The sequence below is a fragment of the Streptomyces violaceoruber genome, from assembly GCF_033406955.1.
Taxonomy (GTDB): Bacteria; Actinomycetota; Actinomycetes; order Streptomycetales; family Streptomycetaceae; genus Streptomyces; species Streptomyces violaceoruber.
Map to the genome: position 1 here is coordinate 2,534,004 of NZ_CP137734.1, position 22,006 is coordinate 2,556,009.

Genomic DNA, 22,006 nt, shown 5'->3' on the forward strand with positions numbered 1-22,006 from the left:
CGAGGCCGTTCAGGCCGAAGCGGGGTCTGGGGGCGGCAGCCCCCAGCGGCCCGCACCCACGCCGGGGTCGCGTCAGGCCAGCGTGTGCATCCACCCGTGCGGGTCGGCGACCGTCCCGCGCTGAATGTCGAGCAGCGCGTCCCGCAGCCGCTGCGTCACCTCACCCGTCTCGCCCCCGCTCTGCTGCCACTGCGCGCCGGCCCGCTTGACCGTGCCGACGGGGGTGATCACGGCCGCGGTGCCGCAGGCGAAGACCTCGGTGAGGGTGCCGTTCTCCGAGTCGCGCTGCCACTGGTCGACCGAGACGCGGCCCTCCTCGGCCTCGTAACCGAGGTCGCGGGCGACGGTGAGCAGGGAGTCGCGGGTGACGCCCTCCAGGATGGAGCCGGTGAGGGAGGGCGTGACGATCTTGTTGCCGTACACGAAGTACAGGTTCATGCCGCCCAGTTCCTCGACCCACTTGCGCTCGATGGCGTCGAGGTAGCAGACCTGGTCGCAGCCCTTGGCGGCGGCCTCGGCCTGGGCGAGCAGGGAGGCCGCGTAGTTGCCGCCGGTCTTGGCGTCGCCCATGCCGCCGGGGACGGCGCGGACGCGGTCCTCGGAGACCCAGATGGAGACCGGCTTGACCCCGCCCGGGAAGTAGGCGCCGGCCGGGGAGGCGATGACGATGAAGAGGTACTCGTTGGCCGGCCTGACGCCCAGGCCGACCTCGGTCGCGATCATGAAGGGGCGCAGGTACAGGGACTCCTCGCCGCCGTGCGCCGGCACCCACTTCTCGTCCTGCGCGACCAGCGCGTCGCAGGCCTCGATGAAGGTGTCCACGGGAAGCTCGGGCATGCCCAGGCGGCGCGAGGACGCCTGGAAGCGGGCGCCGTTCTTCTCCGGGCGGAAGGTGGCGACGGAGCCGTCGGGCCGCCGGTAGGCCTTCAGGCCCTCGAAGATCTCCTGCGCGTAGTGCAGGACCATGGTGGCCGGGTCGAGGGAGAGCGGGGCGTACGGCACCAGCTGGCCGTCGTGCCAGCCGCGGCCCTCGGTCCACTTGATCGTCACCATGTGGTCGGTGAAGTGGCGGCCGAACCCGGGGTTGGCCAGAATCGCCGCGCGCTCGGAGTCCGAGAGCGGGTGGGCAGAGGGCTTGAGCTCGATCGTGGGCGTCGTCATGGATGGCTGTCCTTCACCGGTATGAGTTGTGACGGACCGCGGTCACGCCCGTACGGCCGGTGGCCGGTGCTAGGACGTCCGAGCATTCCCTGGGGTCGCCGCTTCGCGTTCGATTATCGCGCGCGGCCGACGGCGGATGAAACGGGGTGAATGCGGCCCAGGATTCGATGGTCGCACCTGGCGGACGCAGGAGAAAGCCGCCGGGTGCCTTGTTTTGCGGCCCGGCGGCTTCGAAAGGGTTTCGATCGAGTGGCGCGGCGGGCGTCAGCCCGCTACTCGTGCGGCGAGAGTGTCGCCGATCTCGGAGGTGCTGCGGGCGGGCAGGTCGCCGCGCTCGCCGAGGTCGGCGGAGACGGCGTCCTCGATCCGGGCGGCCTCGTCCTCGTACCCGAGGTGGCGCAGCAGCAGGGCGACGGACAGGACCGTGGCGGTGGGGTCGGCCTTGCCCTGGCCGGCGATGTCCGGCGCGGAGCCGTGCACCGGCTCGAACATCGAGGGGAAGTCGCCGGACGGGTTGATGTTCCCACTGGCGGCGACGCCGATGCCGCCGGAGACGGCCGCGGCGAGGTCGGTGATGATGTCGCCGAAGAGGTTGTCGGTGACGATCACGTCGAACCGGGCCGGGTCGGTGACCAGGAAGATGGTCGCGGCGTCGACGTGGAGGTAGTCGGTGGTGACCTCGGGGTACTCCGCCGCGACCTTGTTGAAGATGTTGGTCCACAGGTGGCCCGCGAAGGTCAGCACGTTGTTCTTGTGGACCAGCGTGAGCTTCTTGCGCGGGCGGGCCTGGGCGCGGGCGAAGGCGTCGCGGACGACGCGCTCGACGCCGTAGGCCGTGTTGACGGAGACCTCGGTGGCGACCTCGTGCTCGGTGCCCTTGCGGATGGTGCCGCCGTTGCCGGTGTACGGGCCCTCGGTGCCCTCGCGGACGACGACGAAGTCGATCTCGGGCTGGCCGGCGAGCGGGGTGGCGACGCCGGGCAGGAGCTTGCTCGGCCGCAGGTTGACGTGGTGGTCGAAGGCGAAGCGGAGCTTGAGCAGGAAGCCGCGCTCCAGCACGCCGGACGGCACCGAGGGGTCGCCGATGGCGCCGAGCAGGATGGCGTCGTGCGCCTTGAGGGCGTCGAGGTCGGCGTCGGTGAGGGTCTCACCGGTGGCGTGGTAGCGCCGGGCGCCGAAGTCGAACTCCTTGGTCTCCAGCTTCACATCCTGCGGAAGGACGGCGGAGAGGACCTTGAGACCCTCGGCCACGACCTCCTGGCCGATGCCGTCACCGGGGATCACTGCGAGATTGAGGCTGCGAGACATGACGGCACCCTATCGCTCGTCCCACGGGATGACACGAGGTGTCCGCCATGCGGACGCCTCGGTCGTCCGCGCGGCTCAGTGACCGGTGGCGCCGCCGTTGTCCCGGCGGTCGAGGGAGCGCTGGAGGGCGGCCGCGGCGTTCTTGCGGTCGGAGTCGCTCGTACGGGAGAGGTGGCGGACTCGGCGGCGGACGGTCGTCTCGGCCATGGGAATCGACTCCTTCGGCACAAAGGGAGCGCGGAAAGCGAGGGTGGTGAGAGACGCCGGAAGGGGCGGGGAGCACGGTACCGCAGGGGTTGCCTGCACGGGCACGGGCTCACGACCGCCATTCGCTCGATCGAGCGGGACGTTCGGCTCCTACAAAGTTAAGGGAGCGCGGAGCGTCTGTCTCCACAATTACTCGGACTTCCTACTATCTGAGACGGCGCCCCGGCGCACACCGCTCCGACCTGCGGAAAAGCCCGGCGGGGCCAGGTCGGTCGACCTGGCCCCGCCGGGCGATTCGCGCGCGGGCGTCAGCCCATGTGCGGGTACGTGTAGTCGGTCGGTGCGACCAGCGTCTCCTTGATGGCGCGGGTCAGCGTCCAGCGCATCAGGTTCTGCGGGGCGCCGGCCTTGTCGTTGGTGCCGGAGGCGCGGCCGCCGCCGAAGGGCTGCTGGCCGACCACGGCACCGGTCGACTTGTCGTTGATGTAGAAGTTGCCCGCCGCGTAGCGCAGCTTCTCCATCGTGTACGCGGCCGCCGCGCGGTCGTTGGAGATCACCGAGCCGGTGAGCGCGTAGTCCGAGACCGACTCCATCTGGGTCAGCATCGCGTCGTACGCGTCGTCGGCGCTGTCGTCGTACACGTGCACGGCGAGGAAGGGGCCGAAGTACTCGGTGCGGAAGACCTCGTTCTCCGGGTCGGTGCACTCGACGACGGTCGGGCGGACGAAGTAGCCGACCGAGTCGTCGTAGGAGCCGCCCGCGACGATCGTGCAGGTCTCGTCCTCCTTGGCCCGGTCGATGGCGGCCTTGTTCTTGGCGAAGGACCGCTCGTCGATGACCGCGCCGATGAAGTTCGACAGGTCGGTGACGTCACCCATGGTGAGGTAGTCGACCTCGGCGGCGAACTCCTCCTTGAACCCGTCGTTCCAGATCGACGCCGGGATGTACGCGCGGGAGGTGGCGCTGCACTTCTGGCCCTGGTACTCGAAGGCACCGCGGGTCAGGGCCGTCTTGAGGACGGCGCGGTCGGCGCTCGGGTGGGCGACCAGGAAGTCCTTGCCGCCGGTCTCGCCGACCAGGCGCGGGTAGGTGCGGTACTTCTCGATGTTGTTGCCGACCGTCTTCCACAGGTGCTGGAAGGTCTTGGTCGAACCGGTGAAGTGGATGCCCGCGAGGTCCCGGTGCTCCAGGGCGACCTCGGAGACCGCGATGCCGTCGCCGGTGACCAGGTTGATGACGCCCTTGGGCAGTCCGGCCTCCTCCAGCAGCTGCATGAGCAGCACGGCGGCGTGGGTCTGCGTCGGGGACGGCTTCCACACCACGACGTTGCCCATCAGGGCCGGGGCGGTGGGCAGGTTGGCCGCGATCGCGCTGAAGTTGAACGGCGTGATCGCGTAGACGAAGCCCTCCAGCGGGCGGTGGTCCATACGGTTCCACACGCCCTGGGAGTTGGCCGGGGGCTGCTCGGCGAGGATGTTCCGCGCGTAGTGCACGTTGAAGCGCCAGAAGTCGATCAGCTCGCAGGGGCTGTCGATCTCGGCCTGCTGGGCGGTCTTGGACTGGCCGAGCATGGTGGAGGCGGCGATGGTCTCGCGCCACGGGCCGGACAGCAGCTCGGCGGCGCGCAGGATGATCGCCGCGCGGTCGTCGAAGGACATCGCGCGCCACGCGGGGGCGGCGGCCAGGGCGGCGTCGATCGCGTCCTGGGCGTCCGCTTGCGTGGCGTTGGCGTACGTGCCCAGGCGGGACTTGTGGTTGTGCGGCTGCACGACGTCGAAGCGCTCGCCGCCGCCCATCCGCTTCTCGCCACCGATGGTGCAAGGCAGGTCGATCGGGTTGTCGGCCAGCTCCTTGAGCTTGGCCTCCAGACGGGCGCGCTCGGGCGAACCGGGCGCGTAGCCGTGCACCGGTTCGTTGACGGGGGTGGGGACCTGGGTCACAGCGTCCATGGGTTCCGTAACTCCTTTAACTGAGCGGTCTTGCGAGCGGGTGGGCTCAGCCCTTGCTGACCATCGAGCGGGCGAAGAACCGGAGGTTGGCCGGCTTCTCCGCCAGACGGCGCATGAAGTAGCCGTACCAGTCGGTGCCGTACGCGGTGTAGACGCGCATGCGGTGGCCCTCGGCGGCCAGCCGCAGGTGTTCGTCGCCGCGGATGCCGTACAGCATCTGGAACTCGTACTCGTCGAGCTTGCGTCCGGCCGTGCGGGCCAGCTCCTGGCCGATGGAGATCAGGCGCGGGTCGTGCGACCCGATCATCGGGTAGCCCTCGCCCTCCATCAGCGTGCGCAGGATGCGGACGTACGCCTTGTCGATCTCGTGGCGCTGCTGGTACGCGACCTCGGCGGGCTCCTTGTAGGCGCCCTTCACCAACCGTACGCGAGAGCCGCTGTCGGCGAGCCGGCGCGCGTCGGCCTCGGTGCGGAAGAGGTAGGCCTGGATGACGCAGCCGGTCTGCGGGAAGTCCTTCCGCAGCTCCTCGTGGATGGCGAACATCGAGTCGAGGGTGGTGTGGTCCTCGGCGTCGAGCGTGACGGTGGTGCCGATCTCGGCGGCGGCCTCGACGACCGGGCGGACGTTGGCGAGGGCCAGCTCGTGGCCGCCGTCCAGCGCCTGGCCGAACATGGAGAGCTTCACGGACATCTCGGCGCGGGTGCCGAGCTCCAGCGGCTTGAGCCGGTCGATCAGCTCCAGGTAGGCGTCGCGGGCGGCCTCGGCCTGCGCGGGGGTGGTGATGTCCTCGCCGACGACGTCCATCGTCAGCTCCAGGCCCTGATCGGTCAGGTCCCGGACGATCGGCACGATCTGGTCGACCGTCTCGCCGGGGATGAACCGGTCGACGACCGGCTTGGTCACGGGCGCGGCCGAGACGAGACGACGCATCCGGTCGCTGCGCGACGCGGCGAGAATCACGGGACCCAGCACGGGGCACCTCCACTTACCAACCAACACAGGGGCCGCTGCCCGACGGAGGGGGAACGGCACGGAGAACCACCGTGAAATCTAAGGATCCACCCGATCGTCGGCCATCGACAGCTGTCACGCATCCGTGCCGCGGATCTCAGACAGATGTATGAAGGGCGCGCGTATATGCGGCAGAATGCCCGGGTGACGTCCGATTCCAGAGGTTCCGCAGGCACCGGTGGTACGCGTGGTGACTACCAGGAGCTGGTCGACGAGCTGTCCGAGCTGCTGGGCGCACCCGCGACCCTGGAGAACCGCGACTTCGAGCTGATCGCCTTCGGCGCCTACGACAGCGAGGGCGACCTCGACCCGTCCGCCCTGGACCCGGTGCGCACCCGCTCGATCCTGACCCGGCGCTCCACCGCCGCCGTCCGGGCGTGGTTCGAGAGCTTCGGCATCACCCGCGCGACCGGACCGGTCCGCATCCCGCCGACCCCGGAGGCGGGGGTGTACCGGGGGCGCACCTGCCTGCCGGTACGCCATCGGGGTGTGGTCCTCGGCTATGTCTGGCTCCTGGACACCGACCCGGGGCCGACCGAGCGGCAGCTGGCGGCGGCCATGGAGGTCACGGGGCGGATCGGCGCACTGCTCGCCGACGAGGCGCAGCACGGCGCGGACCTGAGCCGGGAGCTGCGGGCGGTACTGACGGCGGAGCGGGACTGGCAGCGGGACATGGCGGTGGCGGAGCTGCGCAGCGCGCTGGGCGCCCGGGCCGAGACCCCGCACGCGGTGGTGTGCGTGGCGCCCTGGCCCTCGGCCGATCCCGACGACGCGCCCTCGGTCCGTACGGTGCCGGGCGCCACGGCACTGTGCACGGTGCCGTGGGGGGTCTCGGCCGTGTCGCTGGCGCTGCTGGTCCGGCTGCGCTCGGCGGAGGTGCAGACCCCGGCGACGTCGGCGGCGGGGCGGCTGCTGGAGCGGGCGGGAGCCCTGGGCGTGGGCGGGCCTTCGGGCGCGGCGGGCGGTGTCGCGGCCGGTGTCTCCGCGCCGCGCACGGGTCTCGCCGACCTGGGGGCGGCCTGGTCGGAGGCGTCGGCGGCGGCCCGGGCGGCGCGGGCGGAGGAGCGGTTCGGGCCGGTCGCGCAGTGGACGTCGATCGGGGCGTTCCGCCTGCTGACCTCGCTGCCCCCGCGCTCCGCCGACGATCCCGCCGTACGCGCCCTGCTCTCCCCCGCCCACCGCGAACTCGCCCGCACGGCGGAGGTGTACCTGGACTGCGCGGGCCAGGCCGGCCGCACCGCCGCCGAGCTGGGCGTCCACCGCCAGACGCTGTACTACCGGCTGTCCCGCGTCGAACAGCTGACGGGCCTGGACCTGGACGACGGCGAGGACCGGCTGCTGCTGCACATGGCGCTCAAGGCGCGTCGCCTGTAGCGGCCCCGATCACCCGGCGCAGGCCCTCGGTCAGCGCGTCGGCGTCGGGTGCGCTCTTCGGGTCGAAGGTCCACTGGGCGATGAGACCGGTCATCAGGGTGACGTAGAACGTGCCCAGGGTGTCCGTCGTCTCGTCCGTGACGTCCTCCTCCCTGCCGCCCATGAGCAGGGGGATGATGCCGCGCCCGGCCTCGCGCTGGGCGCGGCCGAGGTGGTCGCGCAGCTCGGGCATCCGGTCGCCCATGACCAGCACTTCCATGCTGAGGCGCCAGATGGAGCCGGGCTCCCGCATGGTGCCGATGATGTTGGACCACACCTGCTGGAACCGCTCGACCGAGCCCGGTTCGGTGTCGTCCAGAGCGGGGCCCTCCCCCTCGAAGGCGCCCCCCATCCCCTCGATCAGCTCGATGTACGCCTGGGCGAGCAGGACGTCCTTCGACCCGTAGTGGTAGCCGATGGACGCCAGGTTGGTCCGCGACTCCTTGACGATGTCCCGCGCGGTCGTGCGCGCGAACCCCTTCTCCAGCAGGCAGCGCTTGGCGCCCTCGAGCAGATCCTCACGGTGTCCCATGCGCCCACCCTACCCGCACCGCCATACGAGCGTCTTAGACAATGTTCTAGACACGCGTATAATACGTGCGTACAGTCGCTGCCATGACAACGAACCCGCCCCGCGCAGGGCGCCGCGAGTGGACCGCGCTCGCCGTGCTGATGCTCCCGTTGCTGCTGGTCTCGATGGACGTCTCCGTTCTGTTCTTCGCGATCCCGGAGATCAGCGCCGATCTGGAGCCGAGCGGCACCCAGCAACTGTGGATCTTCGACATCTACGGCTTCGTACTGGCCGGGCTCCTGATGACGATGGGGTCCCTGGGCGACCGCATCGGCCGTCGCAGGCTCCTCCTCGTCGGCGCGGCGGCCTTCGGCGCGGCTTCCCTGCTCGCCGCCTACGCGCACACCGCCGAGACCCTGATCGCGGCCCGCGCGGTCCTCGGCATCGGCGGCGCCACCCTGATGCCGTCGACGATGGCGCTGGTCCGCACGATGTTCACCGACCCCGCCCAGCGGGCGAAGGCGATCGGGCTGTGGTCCGGGGTGATGACGGCCGGGATCGCGCTCGGCTCGGTGATGAGCGGCGTCCTCGTGGAGCACTTCTGGTGGGGCTCGGTCTTCCTGGTGAACCTGCCCGCGATGGCGCTGCTGCTGATCCTCGGTCCGATGCTGCTCCCGGAGTCCAAGAACCCCTCACCCGGGCGCTTCGACCTGCTGAGCGTCCCGCTGTCGATGGCGGCGGTCCTGCCCGTGGTCTACGGCCTCAAGGAGCTGCCCTCCGAGGGCTGGAACGTCCGCTACGTCGTCTCCATCACCGTCGGTCTGCTCTTCGCGGCGCTGTTCGTGCACCGCCAGCGCACCGCGGCCTCGCCGATGATCTCGCCCGCCCTCTTCCGCGGGCACGGTTTCACCCCGGCCGTCGTCCTCAACCTGGTGTCGGCCTTCGGGATGATGGGGTCCTCCTACTTCACCACCCAGTACCTCCAGTCCGTGCTGGACAAGAGCGCGCTGGAGGCCGCGCTGTGGGCCCTGCTGCCGTCGGTCTTCATCGGCTTCGCCGCGCCGCTCGCCATGCGGCTGGTCCAGCTGGGTGTGGAGCGGGCGTACGTGGTGGCGGGCGGTTTCGTGGTCGCGGCGTGCGGTTACGCCCTCCTGGCCTGCGCCGGCACCGACTCCCTGTGGCTGGTGCTGGCGGCCTGCGGCGTCATGGCGGGCGGCATTGTCGCGGTGATGTCCCAGCTCACCGACCTGGCGCTCAGCTCCGCCCCGGTGGAGAAGGCGGGCGCGGCGTCCTCCCTGATGGAGACCGGCACCGAGTTCGGCGGCGCGTTGAGCATGGCGGTCCTGGGCTCCGTCGGCACGGCCGTCTACCACCACGAGATGCCGGCCTCGGCACCGGACGCGGCTCGGGAAACCCTGGGCGGCGCGCTGTCGGTCGCCGCACGGCTGCCGGGGTCCGCGGGAGAGGCCCTGGCGACGGCGGCGCGGGAGGCCTTCACCGACGGCATGCGGGGCGCCTCGATCGCGGGCGCGGTGCTGCTGTTGGCGGCGGCGCTCCCGGCGGCGCGCGCACTGCGCGGCATCCGGGTGCGCGAGAACGCGGCCACGGAAAACGCCGGACAGGCTGACTCGCTCAGCCCGTCCGGCGTCTGAGGACGAGGCCCGCTCAGGGCCGTGAGCGGGGGTCCCGGGGGCGGCGGCCCCCGGGTACGGCCGCCTCAGACGAGGTTGACGGACCGGGCGGACGTGGCGCCGATCTCCGCCGCGACCTCCGCCAGAACCCCGGAGGGCACCGTGTCGTCGACGGTGAGGACGGCCAGCGCCTCGCCGCCGACCGTCGCGCGGGCGACCTGCATGCCGGCGATGTTGAGACCCGCCTCGCCGATGATCCGGCCGACGGTGCCGACGACGCCGGGACGGTCCTCGTAGCGCAGGACGACCATGTGGTCGGCGAGGGCGAGGTCCACGTCGTACTCGCCGATGGCGACGATCTTCTGGAGGTGCTTCGGGCCGGCCAGCGTGCCGGAGACCGACACCTCCTCGCCGTCCGAGAGGGTGCCGCGCACGATGACGACGTTGCGGTGCTCCGGGGACTCCGAGCTGGTGGTCAGCCGGACCTCGACGCCGCGCTCCTGGGCGAACAGCGGGGCGTTGACGTACGACACCGTCTCGTCGACGACGTCCTCGAAGACGCCCTTGAGGGCGGACAGCTCCAGCACCTTCACGTCGTGCTGGGTGATCTCGCCGTAGACCTCGACGTCGAGGCGGACGGCGACCTCACCCGCGAGCGCGGTGAAGATGCGGCCGAGGCGCTCGGCGAGCGGCAGACCGGGCTTGACGTCCTCGGCGATGACACCGCCCTGGACGTTGACCGCGTCGGGGACCAGCTCACCGGCGAGGGCCAGGCGGACCGACTTGGCGACGGCGATGCCGGCCTTCTCCTGGGCCTCGTCGGTGGAGGCGCCGAGGTGCGGGGTGGCGACCACCTGGTCGAACTCGAACAGCGGCGAGTCGGTGCAGGGCTCCTTGGCGTACACGTCGAGGCCGGCGCCGGCGACGCGGCCCTCCTTGAGCGCCGAGTACAGCGCCTCCTCGTCGACGATGCCGCCGCGCGCGGCGTTGACGATGCGGACGCTCGGCTTGACCTTGCGCAGCGCCTCGTCGCCGATCAGGCCGAGGGTCTCGGGGGTCTTGGGCAGGTGGACCGTGATGAAGTCGGAGACCTCCAGCAGCTCGTCCAGGGACAGCACCTTGACGCCCATCTGCGCGGCCCGCGCGGGCTGCACGTAGGGGTCGTAGGCGACGACCTTCATGCCGAAGGCCGACATGCGCTGCGCGACGAGCGCGCCGATGCGGCCGAGGCCGACGACGCCGAGGGTCTTCTCGGCCAGCTCCACGCCGGTGTACTTGCTGCGCTTCCACTCGCCGTTCTTCAGCGCGGCGTTGGCCTGCGGGATGTTGCGGGCGGTGGCGACGATCAGGCCGCAGGCCAGCTCGGCGGCGGTGACGATGTTGGAGGTCGGGGCGTTGACCACCATCACGCCGGCCTTGGTGGCGGCGGAGACGTCGACGTTGTCCAGGCCGACCCCGGCGCGCGCGACGACCTTGAGCTTCTTGGCGGCGGCCACGGCCTCGGCGTCGACCTTGGTCGCGGAGCGGACCAGGATCGCGTCCACGTCGGCGATGGCGGGGAGCAGTTCGGCCCGGTCCGCGCCGTTGCAGTGGCGGATCTCGAAGTCGGGGCCGAGTGCGTCCACGGTCGCGGGCGACAGCTCTTCAGCGATGAGTACGACGGGTTTCGAGCTCACGTGAGTCCTCACAAGTCCAATGCGGACGGCCGTCCCGACGGCCGCATGCGGAGGGTTGCTAGCCGCGTGGAAGACGCACGACGCTGTGGGCCTGACGCGTATGTGTTCAGCAGTCTAGTGGCGTGGCGGGCAGTGTCCTGCGCCTCTGCGGAAGCATCACCCGGAAGTGGATCCCGCGGGGGCGCCCGGCGCGCCGGGCGCCCCCGCGGGGCAAAGACCTACGCCTCTTCGTCGACCCAGCTCATGAGCTTGCGCAGCTCCTTGCCGGTGGTCTCCAGGAGGTGCTCGGAGTCCTGCTTCTTGTACTCGTTGTACTTCTTCAGACCGCCGTGGTACTCGTCCATCCAGTTCTTGGCGAACGTGCCGTCCTGGATCTCGGCGAGGACCTTCTTCATCTCGGCCTTGGTGGCGTCGGTGATGATCCGCGGGCCGGTGACGTAGTCGCCCCACTCGGCGGTCTCGGAGATCGACCAGCGCATCTTCTCCAGGCCGCCCTCGTACATGAGGTCCACGATCAGCTTCAGCTCGTGCAGGCACTCGAAGTAGGCGATCTCCGGCTGGTAACCGGCCTCGGTCAGCGTCTCGAAGCCCGCCTTGACCAGCGCGGCCGTGCCACCGCACAGGACGGCCTGCTCACCGAAGAGGTCGGTCTCGGTCTCCTCGGTGAAGGTCGTCTTGATGACGCCGGCGCGGGTGCCGCCGATGCCCTTGGCGTACGACAGGGCCAGCGCGAAGGCGTTGCCCGTGGCGTCCTGCTCGACGGCGGCGATGCAGGGAACGCCGCGGCCCTCCTCGTACTGACGGCGCACCAGGTGGCCCGGGCCCTTGGGGGCGACCATGCAGACGTCCACGCCGGCCGGGGGCTTGATGAAGCCGTAGCGGATGTTCAGACCGTGACCGAAGAACAGCGCGTCGCCGTCCTTCAGGTTGTCCTTGATGTCCTTCTCGTAGACCTCGGCCTGGATCGGGTCCGGGACCAGGATCATGATGACGTCGGCCTCGGCGGCGGCCTCGGCCACCGGCACGACGCGCAGGCCCTGCTCCTCGGCCTTGGCCTTGGACTTGGAGCCCTCGTGCAGACCGACGCGCACGTCGACACCGGAGTCGCGCAGCGACAGGGCGTGGGCGTGGCCCTGGCTGCCGTACCCGATGACCGCGACCTTGCGGCCCTGGATGATGGACAGGTCGGCGTCGGCGTCGTAGAACAGCTCGGCCACTGGGTTCTCTCCTTGTGTGCAGGTGTTGCGTCCCACCGTATGCCGGTGGGGGGAGGCGAAGTTTCGGGGTCTCGGAATGCGGGCGGCCGGCGGTGTCCCGGCCGCCCGTTTCCGTCGTTGTGCGGACCGTTTCCGCCGTTACGCGGACCGGTCGAGTGCGCGCAGCGAGCGGTCCGTGATCGAACGGGCGCCGCGGCCGATGGCGATCGTGCCGGACTGGACGAGCTCCTTGATGCCGTACGGTTCCAGCATCCGGAGCATGGCGGTCAGCTTGTCGCTGCTGCCGGTGGCCTCGATGGTGACGGCCTCCGGGGAGACGTCGACCGTCTTGGCGCGGAACAGCTGGACGATCTCGACGATCTGGGAGCGCGTCTCGTTGTCGGAGCGCACCTTCACCAGAACGAGTTCGCGCTGGACGGCCTGGGTGGGCTCCAGCTCGACGATCTTGAGCACGTTCACCAGCTTGTTGAGCTGCTTGGTGACCTGCTCCAGCGGGAAGTCCTCGACGCTCACCACGATGGTGATGCGGGAGATGTCGGGGTGCTCGGTGACGCCGACGGCGAGCGAGTCGATGTTGAAGCCGCGGCGGGAGAAGAGGGCGGTGATCCGCGCCAGGACGCCGGGGGTGTTCTCCACCAGGACGGAGAGCGTGTGCTTGGACATGGTCTCTTCGGTCTCTCTCGCTCAGTCGTCTTCGTTGTCGCCGAAGTCGGGGCGGACGTCCCGGGCGGCCAGGATCTCGTCGTTGGAGGTGCCGGCGGCGACCATCGGCCAGACCATGGCGTCCTCGTGGACGATGAAGTCGACGACGACGGGGCGGTCGTTGACGGAGTTGGCCTCCTCGATCACCTTGTCGAGGTCGGCGGGGTCCTCGCAGCGGATGGCGTAGCAGCCCATGGCCTCCGACAGCTTCACGAAGTCGGGGACGCGGGTGCCGCGGGCCTCCGGGTTGACGTCGTCCGGGCCGGAGTGCAGCACCGTGTTGGAGTACCGCTGGTTGTAGAACAGGGTCTGCCACTGGCGGACCATCCCGAGGGCGCCGTTGTTGATGACGGCGACCTTGATCGGGATGTTGTTCAGGGCGCAGGTGGTCAGTTCCTGGTTGGTCATCTGGAAGCAGCCGTCGCCGTCGATCGCCCAGACGGTGCGGCCGGGCATGCCGGCCTGGGCGCCCATGGCCGCCGGGACCGCGTAGCCCATGGTCCCCGCGCCGCCCGAGTTCAGCCAGGTGGCGGGCTTTTCGTACTGGACGAAGTGCGCGGCCCACATCTGGTGCTGGCCGACGCCCGCCGCGAAGATCGTGCCCTCGGGTGCCAGCTGCCCGATGCGCTCGATGACCTGCTGCGGGGAGAGCGAGCCGTCCTCGGGCTGGTCGTAGCCGAGGGGGTAGGTGTCGCGCCAGCGGCTCAGGTCCTTCCACCAGGCGCTGTAGTCGCCCTTGTTGCCCTCGTCGTGCTCCTTCTGGACGGCCTGCACGAGGTCGGCGACGACCTCGCGGGCGTCGCCGACGATCGGCACGTCGGCGGCGCGGTTCTTGCCGATCTCGGCCGGGTCGATGTCGGCGTGGACGATCTTGGCGTGCGGGGCGAAGCTGTCCAGCTTGCCGGTGACGCGGTCGTCGAAGCGGGCTCCGAGGGCGACGATCAGGTCGGCCTTCTGCAGCGCGGTGACGGCGGTGACCGCACCGTGCATGCCCGGCATTCCCACGTGCAGCGGGTGGCTGTCGGGGAACGCGCCGAGCGCCATCAGGGTGGTGGTGACGGGCGCTCCGGTGAGTTCGGCGAGGACCTTCAGCTCGGCGGTGGCCTTCGCCTTGAGGACGCCGCCGCCGACGTAGAGCACGGGCCGCTTCGCCGCGGAGATCAGCTTGGCCGCCTCGCGGATCTGCTTGGCGTGCGGCTTGGTGACCGGGCGGTAGCCGGGCAGGTCCATGACCGGCGGCCAGGAGAAGGTGGTCTTCTTCTGGAGGATGTCCTTGGGGATGTCGACCAGGACGGGGCCGGGGCGGCCGGTGGAGGCGATGTGGAACGCCTGCGCGATCACCCGGGGGATGTCCTCGGCCTTGGTGACCAGGAAGCTGTGCTTGGTGATCGGCATGGTGATGCCGACGATGTCCGCCTCCTGGAAGGCGTCCGTGCCGATCGCGGAGGAGACCACCTGCCCGGTGATCGCGACCAGCGGCACGGAGTCCAGGTTGGCGTCGGCGATCGGGGTCACCAGGTTGGTGGCCCCGGGGCCCGAGGTCGCCATGCAGACGCCGACCTTGCCGGTGGCCTGCGCGTAGCCGGTGGCCGCGTGGCCGGCGCCCTGCTCGTGGCGGACCAGGACGTGGCGCACCCTGGTGGAGTCCATCAGCGGGTCGTAGGCCGGAAGGATGGTGCCTCCGGGGATGCCGAATACGGTGTCGGCGCCGACCTCCTCGAGAGAGCGAATGAGGGACTGCGCACCCGTGACGTGCTCGGGGGCGGACTGTCCTCCGGATCGGGGCCGGGGCTGCGGGTGAGCCCCGGTGGCCTGCTCGGTCATCGGCGTTCTCTTCTCGATGCTGAGGGTTTTTGCGAGATTCGGACGATCTGTGCTGCTGCTCGGCAGGTGCCTGTGCAACAAAAAACCCCTCGTGCCGTAAGGCAAGCGAGGGGAGCGCGTCGGTGTGGGTCGCGGGGAGTCCGGGTCGGTCCGGACGTCACCAGCTTCAGCCGACGCGCTTTCCAAGTACGAGAATTCGGGTGCGCATGGCACTGACCTTCCCTCCGGCGCACACTCACTGTCAAGTGGGTGGGACGGGAGTCTCATTATGTGAGCGAAGGGCCGTGCCACCACTCAGAACGGCCGGCAGTCCGGAGGGAACACCGCCCGTGACCTGACCCGGGCCCGGGCCGCCGACACCCTTGGCGTAGACCCCGGCACCGCCGCCCGCGAAGGCCGGCTCGGCCGGCCCGTGGGGCACCGGGTAGTGACCGGCCGCGAGCGCTCTGCGCAGCCGGTACTCGTCCAGGGCCCCGGAGAACGCCATGCCCTGTCCGTGCGTACAGCCCATCGCGCGCAGGGCGACGATCTGCTCGGGCAGGTCGACACCGTCGGCCACGGACTTCAGTCCGAGGTCGGTGGCGATGCGCAGCAGACCACTGGTGATCTTGTGCAGCCGCGCGGACTCCACGACGCCCTCGACCAGGCCCCGGTCGAGCTTCAGGACGTCCACGGGCAGGCGCCGCAGCGCCGTGATCGCCGCGTAGCCGCTGCCGAAGCCGTCCAGGGCGATCCGGACGCCGACCCTGCGCAGGGCGTTCAGCCGGCGGTCCAGCTCGTCGAGGCCGACCCGTGGGTCAATGTCCGACAGCTCGATCACAAGGGAGCCCGGGGGCAGTCCGTGCCGGGTCAGCAGGGCCTCCACGGAGCCCAGCGGCATGGAACGGTCCAGCAGGCGGCGGGCGCCGATGCGTATGGCCACGGACACGGACAGCCCGGCCGCCGCGCGCTCGGCGGCCTGCTCGACGGCCTCGCGCAGCACCCAGCGGTCGAGTTCGGCGGTTCTGTCGCCCTCCTCGGTCACCCGCAGGAACTCGGCGGGGGTGAACAGCACGCCCTGCGAGGAGCGCCAGCGCGCCTGGGCGCACACCGACGTGATCCGGCCGTCCGTCAGCGAGACCACGGGCTGGTGCAGCAGGGCGAACTCGCCGTCGTGCAGCGCGGCCCGCAGCCGGGTGGCCAGCTCGGCCTTGCGTACGACGTCCTGCTGCATCTGCGGTCGGTACAGCTCGACGCGCCCCTTGCCGCCCGCCTTGGCCCGGTACATGGCGAGGTCGGCGTTGCGCAGCAACTCGCCGGCGCCCAGACCCGGTTCGGCGAAGGCGACGCCGATGGAGGCGTTGACCCGGACTTCGTTGCCGTCGATGAGGTAGGGCTGGGAGAGCGTCAGTCTGAGCCGGTCGGCCAACTCGCGGATGTGGCCCTCGCGGGCGGCCCGGTCCCGGGCGCCGTCCCCGACGATGAGGGCCGCGAACTCGTCACCGCCCAGTCGGGAGGCGGTGTCGCCCTTGCGGACGGCCTCGTGGAGTCTGCGGGCGGCCTGGACGAGCAGCTCGTCCCCGGCCTGGTGCCCGATGGTGTCGTTGACGCCCTTGAAGCCGTCGAGGTCGATGAAGAGCACCGCCGTCCCGCGCAGGGCGGCGCCCCGGTCCGAGGCGCGGCGGCCGGAGAGGGCCTGCTGGACGCGCCGGGTGAACAGGGCGCGGTTGGGCAGGTCGGTGAGCGGGTCGTGTTCGGCGTTGTGCTGGAGCTGCGCCTGGAGGCGCACTCTCTCGGTCACGTCCCGGCTGTTGAAGATGAGGCCGCCGTGGTGCCGGTTGACGGTGGACTCGACGTTGAGCCACCCTCCCCCGCCCCCGGAACGGAAGCGGCACTCGATGCGTGTGGTGGGTTCCTCGACCGGGTTGGCGGCCAGGAACCGGCGTACCTCGTGCACCACGCAGCCGAGGTCCTCGGGGTGGATGAGCCCGGCCAGTTCGGTGCCCACCAGCTCCTCCGCGGGCCGTCCGTAGACCCCGGCGGCGGCCGGGGAGACGTAGCGGAGGATGCCGTTGGGCGCGGCGATCATGATGACGTCGCTGGAGCCCTGGACCAGGGAGCGGAAGTGGTTCTCCTTCTGGGCCAGTTCCTGGGTGAGGACGATGTTGTCGAGCAGCATGATGCCCTGCCTGACGACGAGCGCGAGCACGACGGTGCCGCCGGTCAGCAGGACCACGCGGTCGACGCTGCGGCCGTTGAGCACGTTGTAGAGGATGCCCAGGGTGCAGACGGCGGCCGCGAGGTACGGCGTGAGCGCGGCCAGGGACCCGGCGATGGGGCGGGCGGCCGGATAGCGGCCCCGTTCGCCGCCCTGCCCGGGTCCGGGCAGGGCGGGGGGCGGGGCGGTCGGTGCCGACGGGGGCGGGGCGGTCGGTGCCGGCGGTGGCGGGGCGGACGGTGCCGAGGGGGGCGGGGGCTGGTGACCGCTGCCGCGCTGGCCGGGCACGTGCTCGCGCACCACGCGGGTGTGGCCGCCGGTCCCCGTCTCGTCCGGCGTCGCCCGCCCGCGCCGGGACGCGGCCCAGGGGGCGTACGCGAGCAGCAGGGAGCCGGCGAACCAGCCCGCGTCGAGCAACTGCCCGGAGCGGTAGCTGTTGTGCAGCAGCGGCGAGGTGAACAGGGCGTCGCACACCACGGTCAGGGCGAGCGCGCCGATGGCGGTGTTGACGGCGGATCTGCAGACGGGCGACCGCCGGAAGTGCAGGGCGAGCACCATGCTGACGAGGGCGATGTCGAGCAGCGGGTAGGCCACCGAGAGCGCGGCGTGCGCCACGCTGGACCCGCCCTCGGCCTTGGCCGCCTGGGCGAGCGCCAGGCTCCAGGCCAGGGTCAGCAGCGAACCGCCGATCAGCCAGGCGTCCAGGCCCAGGCAGATCCAGCCGGCCTTGGTCACCGGCCGCTTGGCCAGCACGAGGAGCCCCACGATGGAGGGCGGGGCGAAGCACAGGAAGAACAGATCCGCGTAGCTGGGGTTGGGCACCGGCACCCGCAGCACGACCTCGTACCACCCCCAGACCAGATTGCCCAGGGACGCCATCGCCGAGGAGAGGGCGAAGAGCAGCCAGGCCGGTCGAAAGCGGACGCGGCGTCCGCGGGCGTAGAGGAAGCAGGAGACGGCGGCGGCGGCCGCGGCGGCGCTCAGCCCGAAGTCGCCCATGATCTTGGCGACGTACTGCGAACCCCAGCCGAGCGCGGCACCAACGGCGTAGGCCGCGCAGACCAGGGCGAGCACGAGCTGGCGGACGAGGGGTGGCCCACCGGCGGCGGCCGACGGCCGGGGCAGCAGCGGCCCGGGCCCGGCCTGTCCGCGCAGCGCTCCGTCCAGCGTGGGCGCGGGGGGCGGACTCACCGGGGCCTCCGGGTCCGCACCGCTCCCGCGTCCCGCGCGCACCGGTGGACCGGCCGGTCCTGCCTGCTGCGGTCGTCCGGTCGGTGCGGGTGGGGGCAGCGCGGAGCGGGCCGGCCGCCGTGGTGGCCGGCCCGACCCCGTCGGCGCGCGGTCGTGGTCGTGGTCGTGGCCGTGCGCCAGGGTCGCCGGCGGCGGCTCCGCCGCGTCGGATCGTCGGTCCATAGGCCGTGCATCGCCCGTCGCCCCCCTCCACAGTCTGAGATGTCCATCCCCGGCGCCGTACGGTGCGCGGCGCGTCCCCTGTCGGACGATACACCAGTCTCGTCACTCAGGGACATAGGTTCTCTACGCTCCGTGACGACCAGCGGATATGCGGGCACCCACCGCATCCGGGGAGTCGCGGAGGGTGCTCGAGACGGATTACGAGCCCGTCGTCAGGATCACGTTGCGCAGCGGCTCCCGGTTCACGAACCGGGTCAACTGGTCCACCAGCAGCCGCTCGGCGCGCGGCAGGAAGGCGGAGGTCGGACCGCCCGCGTGCGGGCTGACGACTATGCCGGGAGCATGCCACAGGGGGTGGCCCGGCGGCAGCGGTTCGGGGTCGGTCACGTCGAGGGCCGCGGTGAGGCGTCCGCTCTCCAGTTCGGCGAGCAACGCCTTCGTGTCCACGACCGGTCCGCGCGCCACGTTGACGAGCAGGGCGCCGTCCTTCATCCGGGCCAGGAACTCGGCGCCGGCCAGTCCCCGGGTGGCCTCGGTGAGCGGGGTGGACAGGATGACGACGTCGGCCTGCGGGAGCAGGCGGGGAAGCTCGGTGAGCGGGTGCACGGGGCCGCGCTCCGTGGTGCGGGCGGAGCGCGCGACGCGCACCACCGGCGCGACCTCGAACGGCACGAGCCGGTCCTCGATCGCGGCGCCGATCGACCCGTACCCGACGATGAGGACCGTCCGGTCCGCGAGCGCGGGCCGGAACCCGCCGAGCCACTCGCCGCGGTCCTGCGCCCGCACGAAGTCCGGGATGCCGCGCAGCGAGGCCAGGATCAGGGCCAGGGTCAGCTCCGCGGTGCTGGCCTCGTGCACACCGCGCGCGTTGCACAGCCGTACGCCGGCGGGCAGGTGCCCGAGGCCGGGTTCGACGTGGTCGATGCCCGCGGAGAGGGTCTGGACGACCTGGACGGAGCGCATCCCGGGCAGCGGGCGTACCCCCACCGTGCTGGGCTTCATGTAGGGCACGACGTAGAAGGCGCAGTCGGCCGGGTCGGCGGGGAAGGCCTCCTCGCCGTCCCAGTGGCGGTAGGCGGGACCCTCGGGAAGGCCCTCGATCTCGTCCGGCGGGATGGGCAGCCACACGTCAGCAGTCATGGTCAGGAGGCTATGTCAGGGGGCGGAGAGGCAAAGGTTAGGTTGGGTGGTCCGACAAGGGAGGGTCACGACCGGTGGAGCGCAGGACGATCGGCGCGACGGCACTCGCGGTGGGGGCCGTCGGACTGGGGTGCATGCCGATGAACTGGGCGTACAGCGCCTCGCGGCAGCGGGGCGACGAGTCGCTCAGGGCCGTGCACCGGGCCCTCGACCTCGGTGTCTCCCTGCTGGACACGGCGGACATGTACGGCCCGTTCACCAACGAGCTGCTGCTGGGCCGGGTGTTGAGGGAGCGGCGGTCCGAGGCCTTCGTGTCGACCAAGGTCGGCCTGCTGGTGGGTGAGCAGCACATCGTGGCCAACGGCCGCCCCGGCTATGTGCGGCGTGCCTGCGACGCGTCCCTGCGCCGGCTCCAGACGGACGTCATCGACCTCTACCAACTGCACCGCGCCGACCCGGAGATACCCGTCGAGGAGACCTGGGGCGCGATGGCGGAGCTGGTGCGGGCCGGGAAGGTGCGGGCGCTCGGCCTCTGCGCGGTCGGGGCGCGCTCGGCCCGGCGGCCGGGGGCACGTCTGCACGACGCGACGATCCGCCAACTGGAGCGGGTGCAGCAGGTCTTCCCGGTGAGCGCGGTGGAGGCCGAGCTGTCGGTGTGGTCGCCGGAGGCCTTGCGGACCCTGCTGCCGTGGTGCGTCTCGCGCGGCGTCGGTTTCCTGGCCGCGATGCCGCTGGGCAACGGCTACCTGACCGGCACGCTGACGCCCGGCCAGGGCTTCGAACCGGAGGACCTGCGGGCCCGGCACCCCCGCTTCACCGCCGAGATGATGGCCGCCAACCAGCCGATCGTGGCCGCGCTGCGCCGGATCGCGGCCCGGCACGGCGACGGGGTCACCGCCGCGCAGGTGGCGCTGGCCTGGGTGCTGGCGCAGGGGCGGCACGTGGTGCCGGTGCCGGGCACCAAGCAGGAGCGCTGGGTGACGCAGAACGCGGGAGCGGCCCGGCTGCGGCTGACCGAGCGGGACCTGGCGGAGGTGCGGGTGCTGCCGCCGGGGCAGGGTTCCTGGGAGTGAGGCCGGCGGCACCCGGTCGGCCGGAGTCGGGGGCCGGGGTTCGGGGTTCGCGGCTCGCGGTTCGCGGTTCGCGGTTCGCGGTTCGGGATTCGGCGATCGGGAACCTGGGGAGCCCCTGCGGTGTATGACAGGGAGAACCCGCCGCGTCGAAGGGACCAAGATCGTGCAACGTCGAGCCGTGCCGGCCGTGCTGGCCGCCGCTCTCCTGCTGACGGCCGGCTGCTCCTCCGGCTCCTCCGACGGCGCGGACCCGTCCAAAACGGACCGCGGCGCCTCCCCCACCAGTACGGCGGCGCAGTCCTCGCCCGCCGGATCGCCCACCGAGCAGGCACCGCCCGCGAAGGGCTCGGTCAAGGTGCTCCGCACGGTCGCCACGGGGCTGAACAGCCCCTGGGGCCTGGCCCCCCTGCCGGGCGGCGACCTGCTGGTGTCCTCGCGCGACGAGGCCACGATCACGCGCGTCGACGCGAAGACGGGCAGGAAGACCGAGCTGGGCGAGGTGCCCGGGGTGTCCCCGTCCGGCGAGGGCGGCCTGCTCGGTATCGCGCTCTCCCCCGACTACGCCTCGGACCACATGGTCTACGCGTACTTCACCTCCGCCTCGGACAACCGCATCGTGCGCATGCTGTACGACGAGAAGAAGCCGTCGGGCGAGCAGCTGGGCGCACCGGACACGGTCTTCCGGGGCATCCCCAAGGGGGTGATCCACAACGGCGGGCGGATCGCCTTCGGACCGGACAAGATGCTCTACGCGGGCACGGGCGAGAGCGGTGACACCGGTCTGTCGCAGGACAGGAAGTCCCTCGGCGGCAAGATCCTGCGGATGACCCCGGACGGCGAACCGGCGCCCGGCAACCCCTTCCCCGACTCCCCCGTGTACTCGTACGGCCATCGGAACGTGCAGGGGCTGGCCTGGGACGACAAGCAGCGGCTGTTCGCCTCGGAGTTCGGTCAGGACACCTGGGACGAGCTGAACGCGATCAAGCCGGGCGACAACTACGGCTGGCCCGAGGCGGAGGGCAAGGGCGGCGGCTCCGGCTTCCACGACCCGGTCGCGCAGTGGAGCACCGACGAGGCCTCCCCCAGCGGCATCGCGTATGCCGAGGGCTCCGTGTGGATGGCGGGGCTGCGCGGTGAGCGGCTGTGGCGGATTCCGCTGAAGGGGACGGCGGCCGCGGCCGATCCGCAGGCGTTCCTGGAGGGCGAGTACGGCCGGCTGCGCACGGTGGCCCCGGCGGGCGGCGACAAGCTGTGGCTGGTGACCAGCAACACGGACGGCCGCGGCGACGCGAAGGGCGGCGACGACCGGATTCTGGAGCTGGAGGTGGAGTAGGCGGCCGGCTACTCGTCTTCCGGGGACGGGGTCCCGGGCTCCTCGGCCTCCTCGTCGGTGCGCGGCCGGTGGACGACGACCTTGCCCGACGTGAGGTCTATGGGGCCGTGACCGGGGTCGCCGTCGCCCACGTCCTCGCGGGTCAGTTCGAGGCGGTTCTGCTCGTCGTTGGTGTGTTTGCGGCCGGGCGAGAACAGTTCCTCGAATGCGTTGAACATCGGGCCTCCGTCGGTCGGCGT

At 71.4% G+C, this 22,006-nt stretch carries 17 protein-coding genes; 4 read left to right on the forward strand and 13 right to left on the reverse strand.

Features of this window, described 5'->3' with window-relative positions; translation table 11 throughout:
- Nucleotides 1-72: 72 nt before the first annotated feature.
- The 5 genes from R2E43_RS10930 to R2E43_RS10950 all read right to left on the reverse strand — a co-directional run bounded on the left by R2E43_RS10930 (nt 73) and on the right by R2E43_RS10950 (nt 5,598).
- The gene (locus R2E43_RS10930) at nt 73-1,161 is read right to left on the reverse strand and encodes a branched-chain amino acid aminotransferase (protein WP_011030291.1); all 1,089 of its coding nucleotides are present in this window, start codon (nt 1,159-1,161) and stop codon (nt 73-75) included.
- A gap of 264 nt (nt 1,162-1,425) precedes the next feature.
- Nucleotides 1,426-2,469 carry a 3-isopropylmalate dehydrogenase gene (locus R2E43_RS10935; RefSeq protein ID WP_011030290.1) on the reverse strand — a complete coding sequence of 348 codons (1,044 nt, stop codon included), beginning with the start codon at nt 2,467-2,469 and terminating at the stop codon, nt 1,426-1,428.
- Nucleotides 2,470-2,544: 75 nt separating this feature from the next.
- On the reverse strand, nt 2,545-2,676 hold the full coding sequence (locus R2E43_RS10940; RefSeq protein WP_011030289.1) for a hypothetical protein: 132 nt from the start codon (nt 2,674-2,676) through the stop codon (nt 2,545-2,547).
- Nucleotides 2,677-2,984: 308 nt separating this feature from the next.
- Nucleotides 2,985-4,625, reverse strand: coding sequence for an L-glutamate gamma-semialdehyde dehydrogenase (gene pruA / locus R2E43_RS10945; RefSeq protein WP_003973476.1), 1,641 nt, complete (start codon nt 4,623-4,625; stop codon nt 2,985-2,987).
- A gap of 46 nt (nt 4,626-4,671) precedes the next feature.
- A complete protein-coding gene (locus R2E43_RS10950) occupies nt 4,672-5,598 on the reverse strand; it encodes a proline dehydrogenase family protein (RefSeq protein WP_003973477.1) in 927 nt (308 codons plus the stop codon).
- Nucleotides 5,599-5,763: 165 nt separating this feature from the next.
- Between R2E43_RS10950 and R2E43_RS10955 the strand changes: the two genes are divergently transcribed.
- Complete coding sequence (locus R2E43_RS10955; RefSeq protein ID WP_003973478.1) at nt 5,764-7,011, forward strand: PucR family transcriptional regulator; 1,248 nt, start codon at nt 5,764-5,766, stop codon at nt 7,009-7,011.
- Here R2E43_RS10955 and R2E43_RS10960 read toward each other — a convergent pair.
- The gene (locus tag R2E43_RS10960) at nt 6,992-7,582 is read right to left on the reverse strand and encodes a TetR/AcrR family transcriptional regulator (RefSeq protein WP_003973479.1); all 591 of its coding nucleotides are present in this window, start codon (nt 7,580-7,582) and stop codon (nt 6,992-6,994) included. The genes R2E43_RS10955 and R2E43_RS10960 overlap by 20 nt on opposite strands.
- Before the next feature lie 83 nt (nt 7,583-7,665).
- Here R2E43_RS10960 and R2E43_RS10965 point away from each other — a divergent pair, with 83 nt between their 5' ends.
- Nucleotides 7,666-9,213, forward strand: a complete 1,548-nt coding sequence (locus R2E43_RS10965; RefSeq protein ID WP_003973480.1) for an MFS transporter — start codon at nt 7,666-7,668, stop codon at nt 9,211-9,213.
- Between the two features lie 65 nt (nt 9,214-9,278).
- Here R2E43_RS10965 and serA read toward each other — a convergent pair whose 3' ends face one another.
- The 6 genes from serA to R2E43_RS10995 all read right to left on the reverse strand — a co-directional run bounded on the left by serA (nt 9,279) and on the right by R2E43_RS10995 (nt 19,361).
- Nucleotides 9,279-10,868, reverse strand: coding sequence for a phosphoglycerate dehydrogenase (serA, locus tag R2E43_RS10970; protein WP_003973481.1), 1,590 nt, complete (start codon nt 10,866-10,868; stop codon nt 9,279-9,281).
- Nucleotides 10,869-11,086: 218 nt separating this feature from the next.
- The gene (gene ilvC, locus R2E43_RS10975; RefSeq protein ID WP_003973482.1) at nt 11,087-12,085 is read right to left on the reverse strand and encodes a ketol-acid reductoisomerase; all 999 of its coding nucleotides are present in this window, start codon (nt 12,083-12,085) and stop codon (nt 11,087-11,089) included.
- Between the two features lie 138 nt (nt 12,086-12,223).
- Entirely contained in the window at nt 12,224-12,748 is a 525-nt protein-coding gene (gene ilvN / locus R2E43_RS10980) for an acetolactate synthase small subunit (RefSeq protein ID WP_003973483.1), read from the reverse strand.
- Between the two features lie 21 nt (nt 12,749-12,769).
- Entirely contained in the window at nt 12,770-14,611 is a 1,842-nt protein-coding gene (locus R2E43_RS10985) for an acetolactate synthase large subunit (protein ID WP_003973484.1), read from the reverse strand.
- Nucleotides 14,612-14,852: 241 nt separating this feature from the next.
- Nucleotides 14,853-17,999 (reverse strand): putative bifunctional diguanylate cyclase/phosphodiesterase, encoded by a 3,147-nt coding sequence (locus R2E43_RS10990; protein WP_332056147.1) that lies wholly within the window; start codon nt 17,997-17,999, stop codon nt 14,853-14,855.
- Nucleotides 18,000-18,419: 420 nt separating this feature from the next.
- Nucleotides 18,420-19,361, reverse strand: coding sequence for a 2-hydroxyacid dehydrogenase (locus R2E43_RS10995; protein ID WP_011030286.1), 942 nt, complete (start codon nt 19,359-19,361; stop codon nt 18,420-18,422).
- A gap of 74 nt (nt 19,362-19,435) precedes the next feature.
- Between R2E43_RS10995 and R2E43_RS11000 the strand changes: the two genes are divergently transcribed.
- Nucleotides 19,436-20,434 (forward strand): aldo/keto reductase, encoded by a 999-nt coding sequence (locus R2E43_RS11000; RefSeq protein WP_030870088.1) that lies wholly within the window; start codon nt 19,436-19,438, stop codon nt 20,432-20,434.
- A 124-nt stretch (nt 20,435-20,558) separates the two neighbouring features.
- Entirely contained in the window at nt 20,559-21,767 is a 1,209-nt protein-coding gene (locus tag R2E43_RS11005) for a PQQ-dependent sugar dehydrogenase (protein WP_093457050.1), read from the forward strand.
- Nucleotides 21,768-21,775: 8 nt separating this feature from the next.
- On the opposite strand, the gene R2E43_RS11010 is transcribed toward R2E43_RS11005, so the two are convergent.
- Entirely contained in the window at nt 21,776-21,985 is a 210-nt protein-coding gene (locus R2E43_RS11010) for a DUF6191 domain-containing protein (RefSeq protein WP_093457049.1), read from the reverse strand.
- Nucleotides 21,986-22,006: the final 21 nt, after the last annotated feature.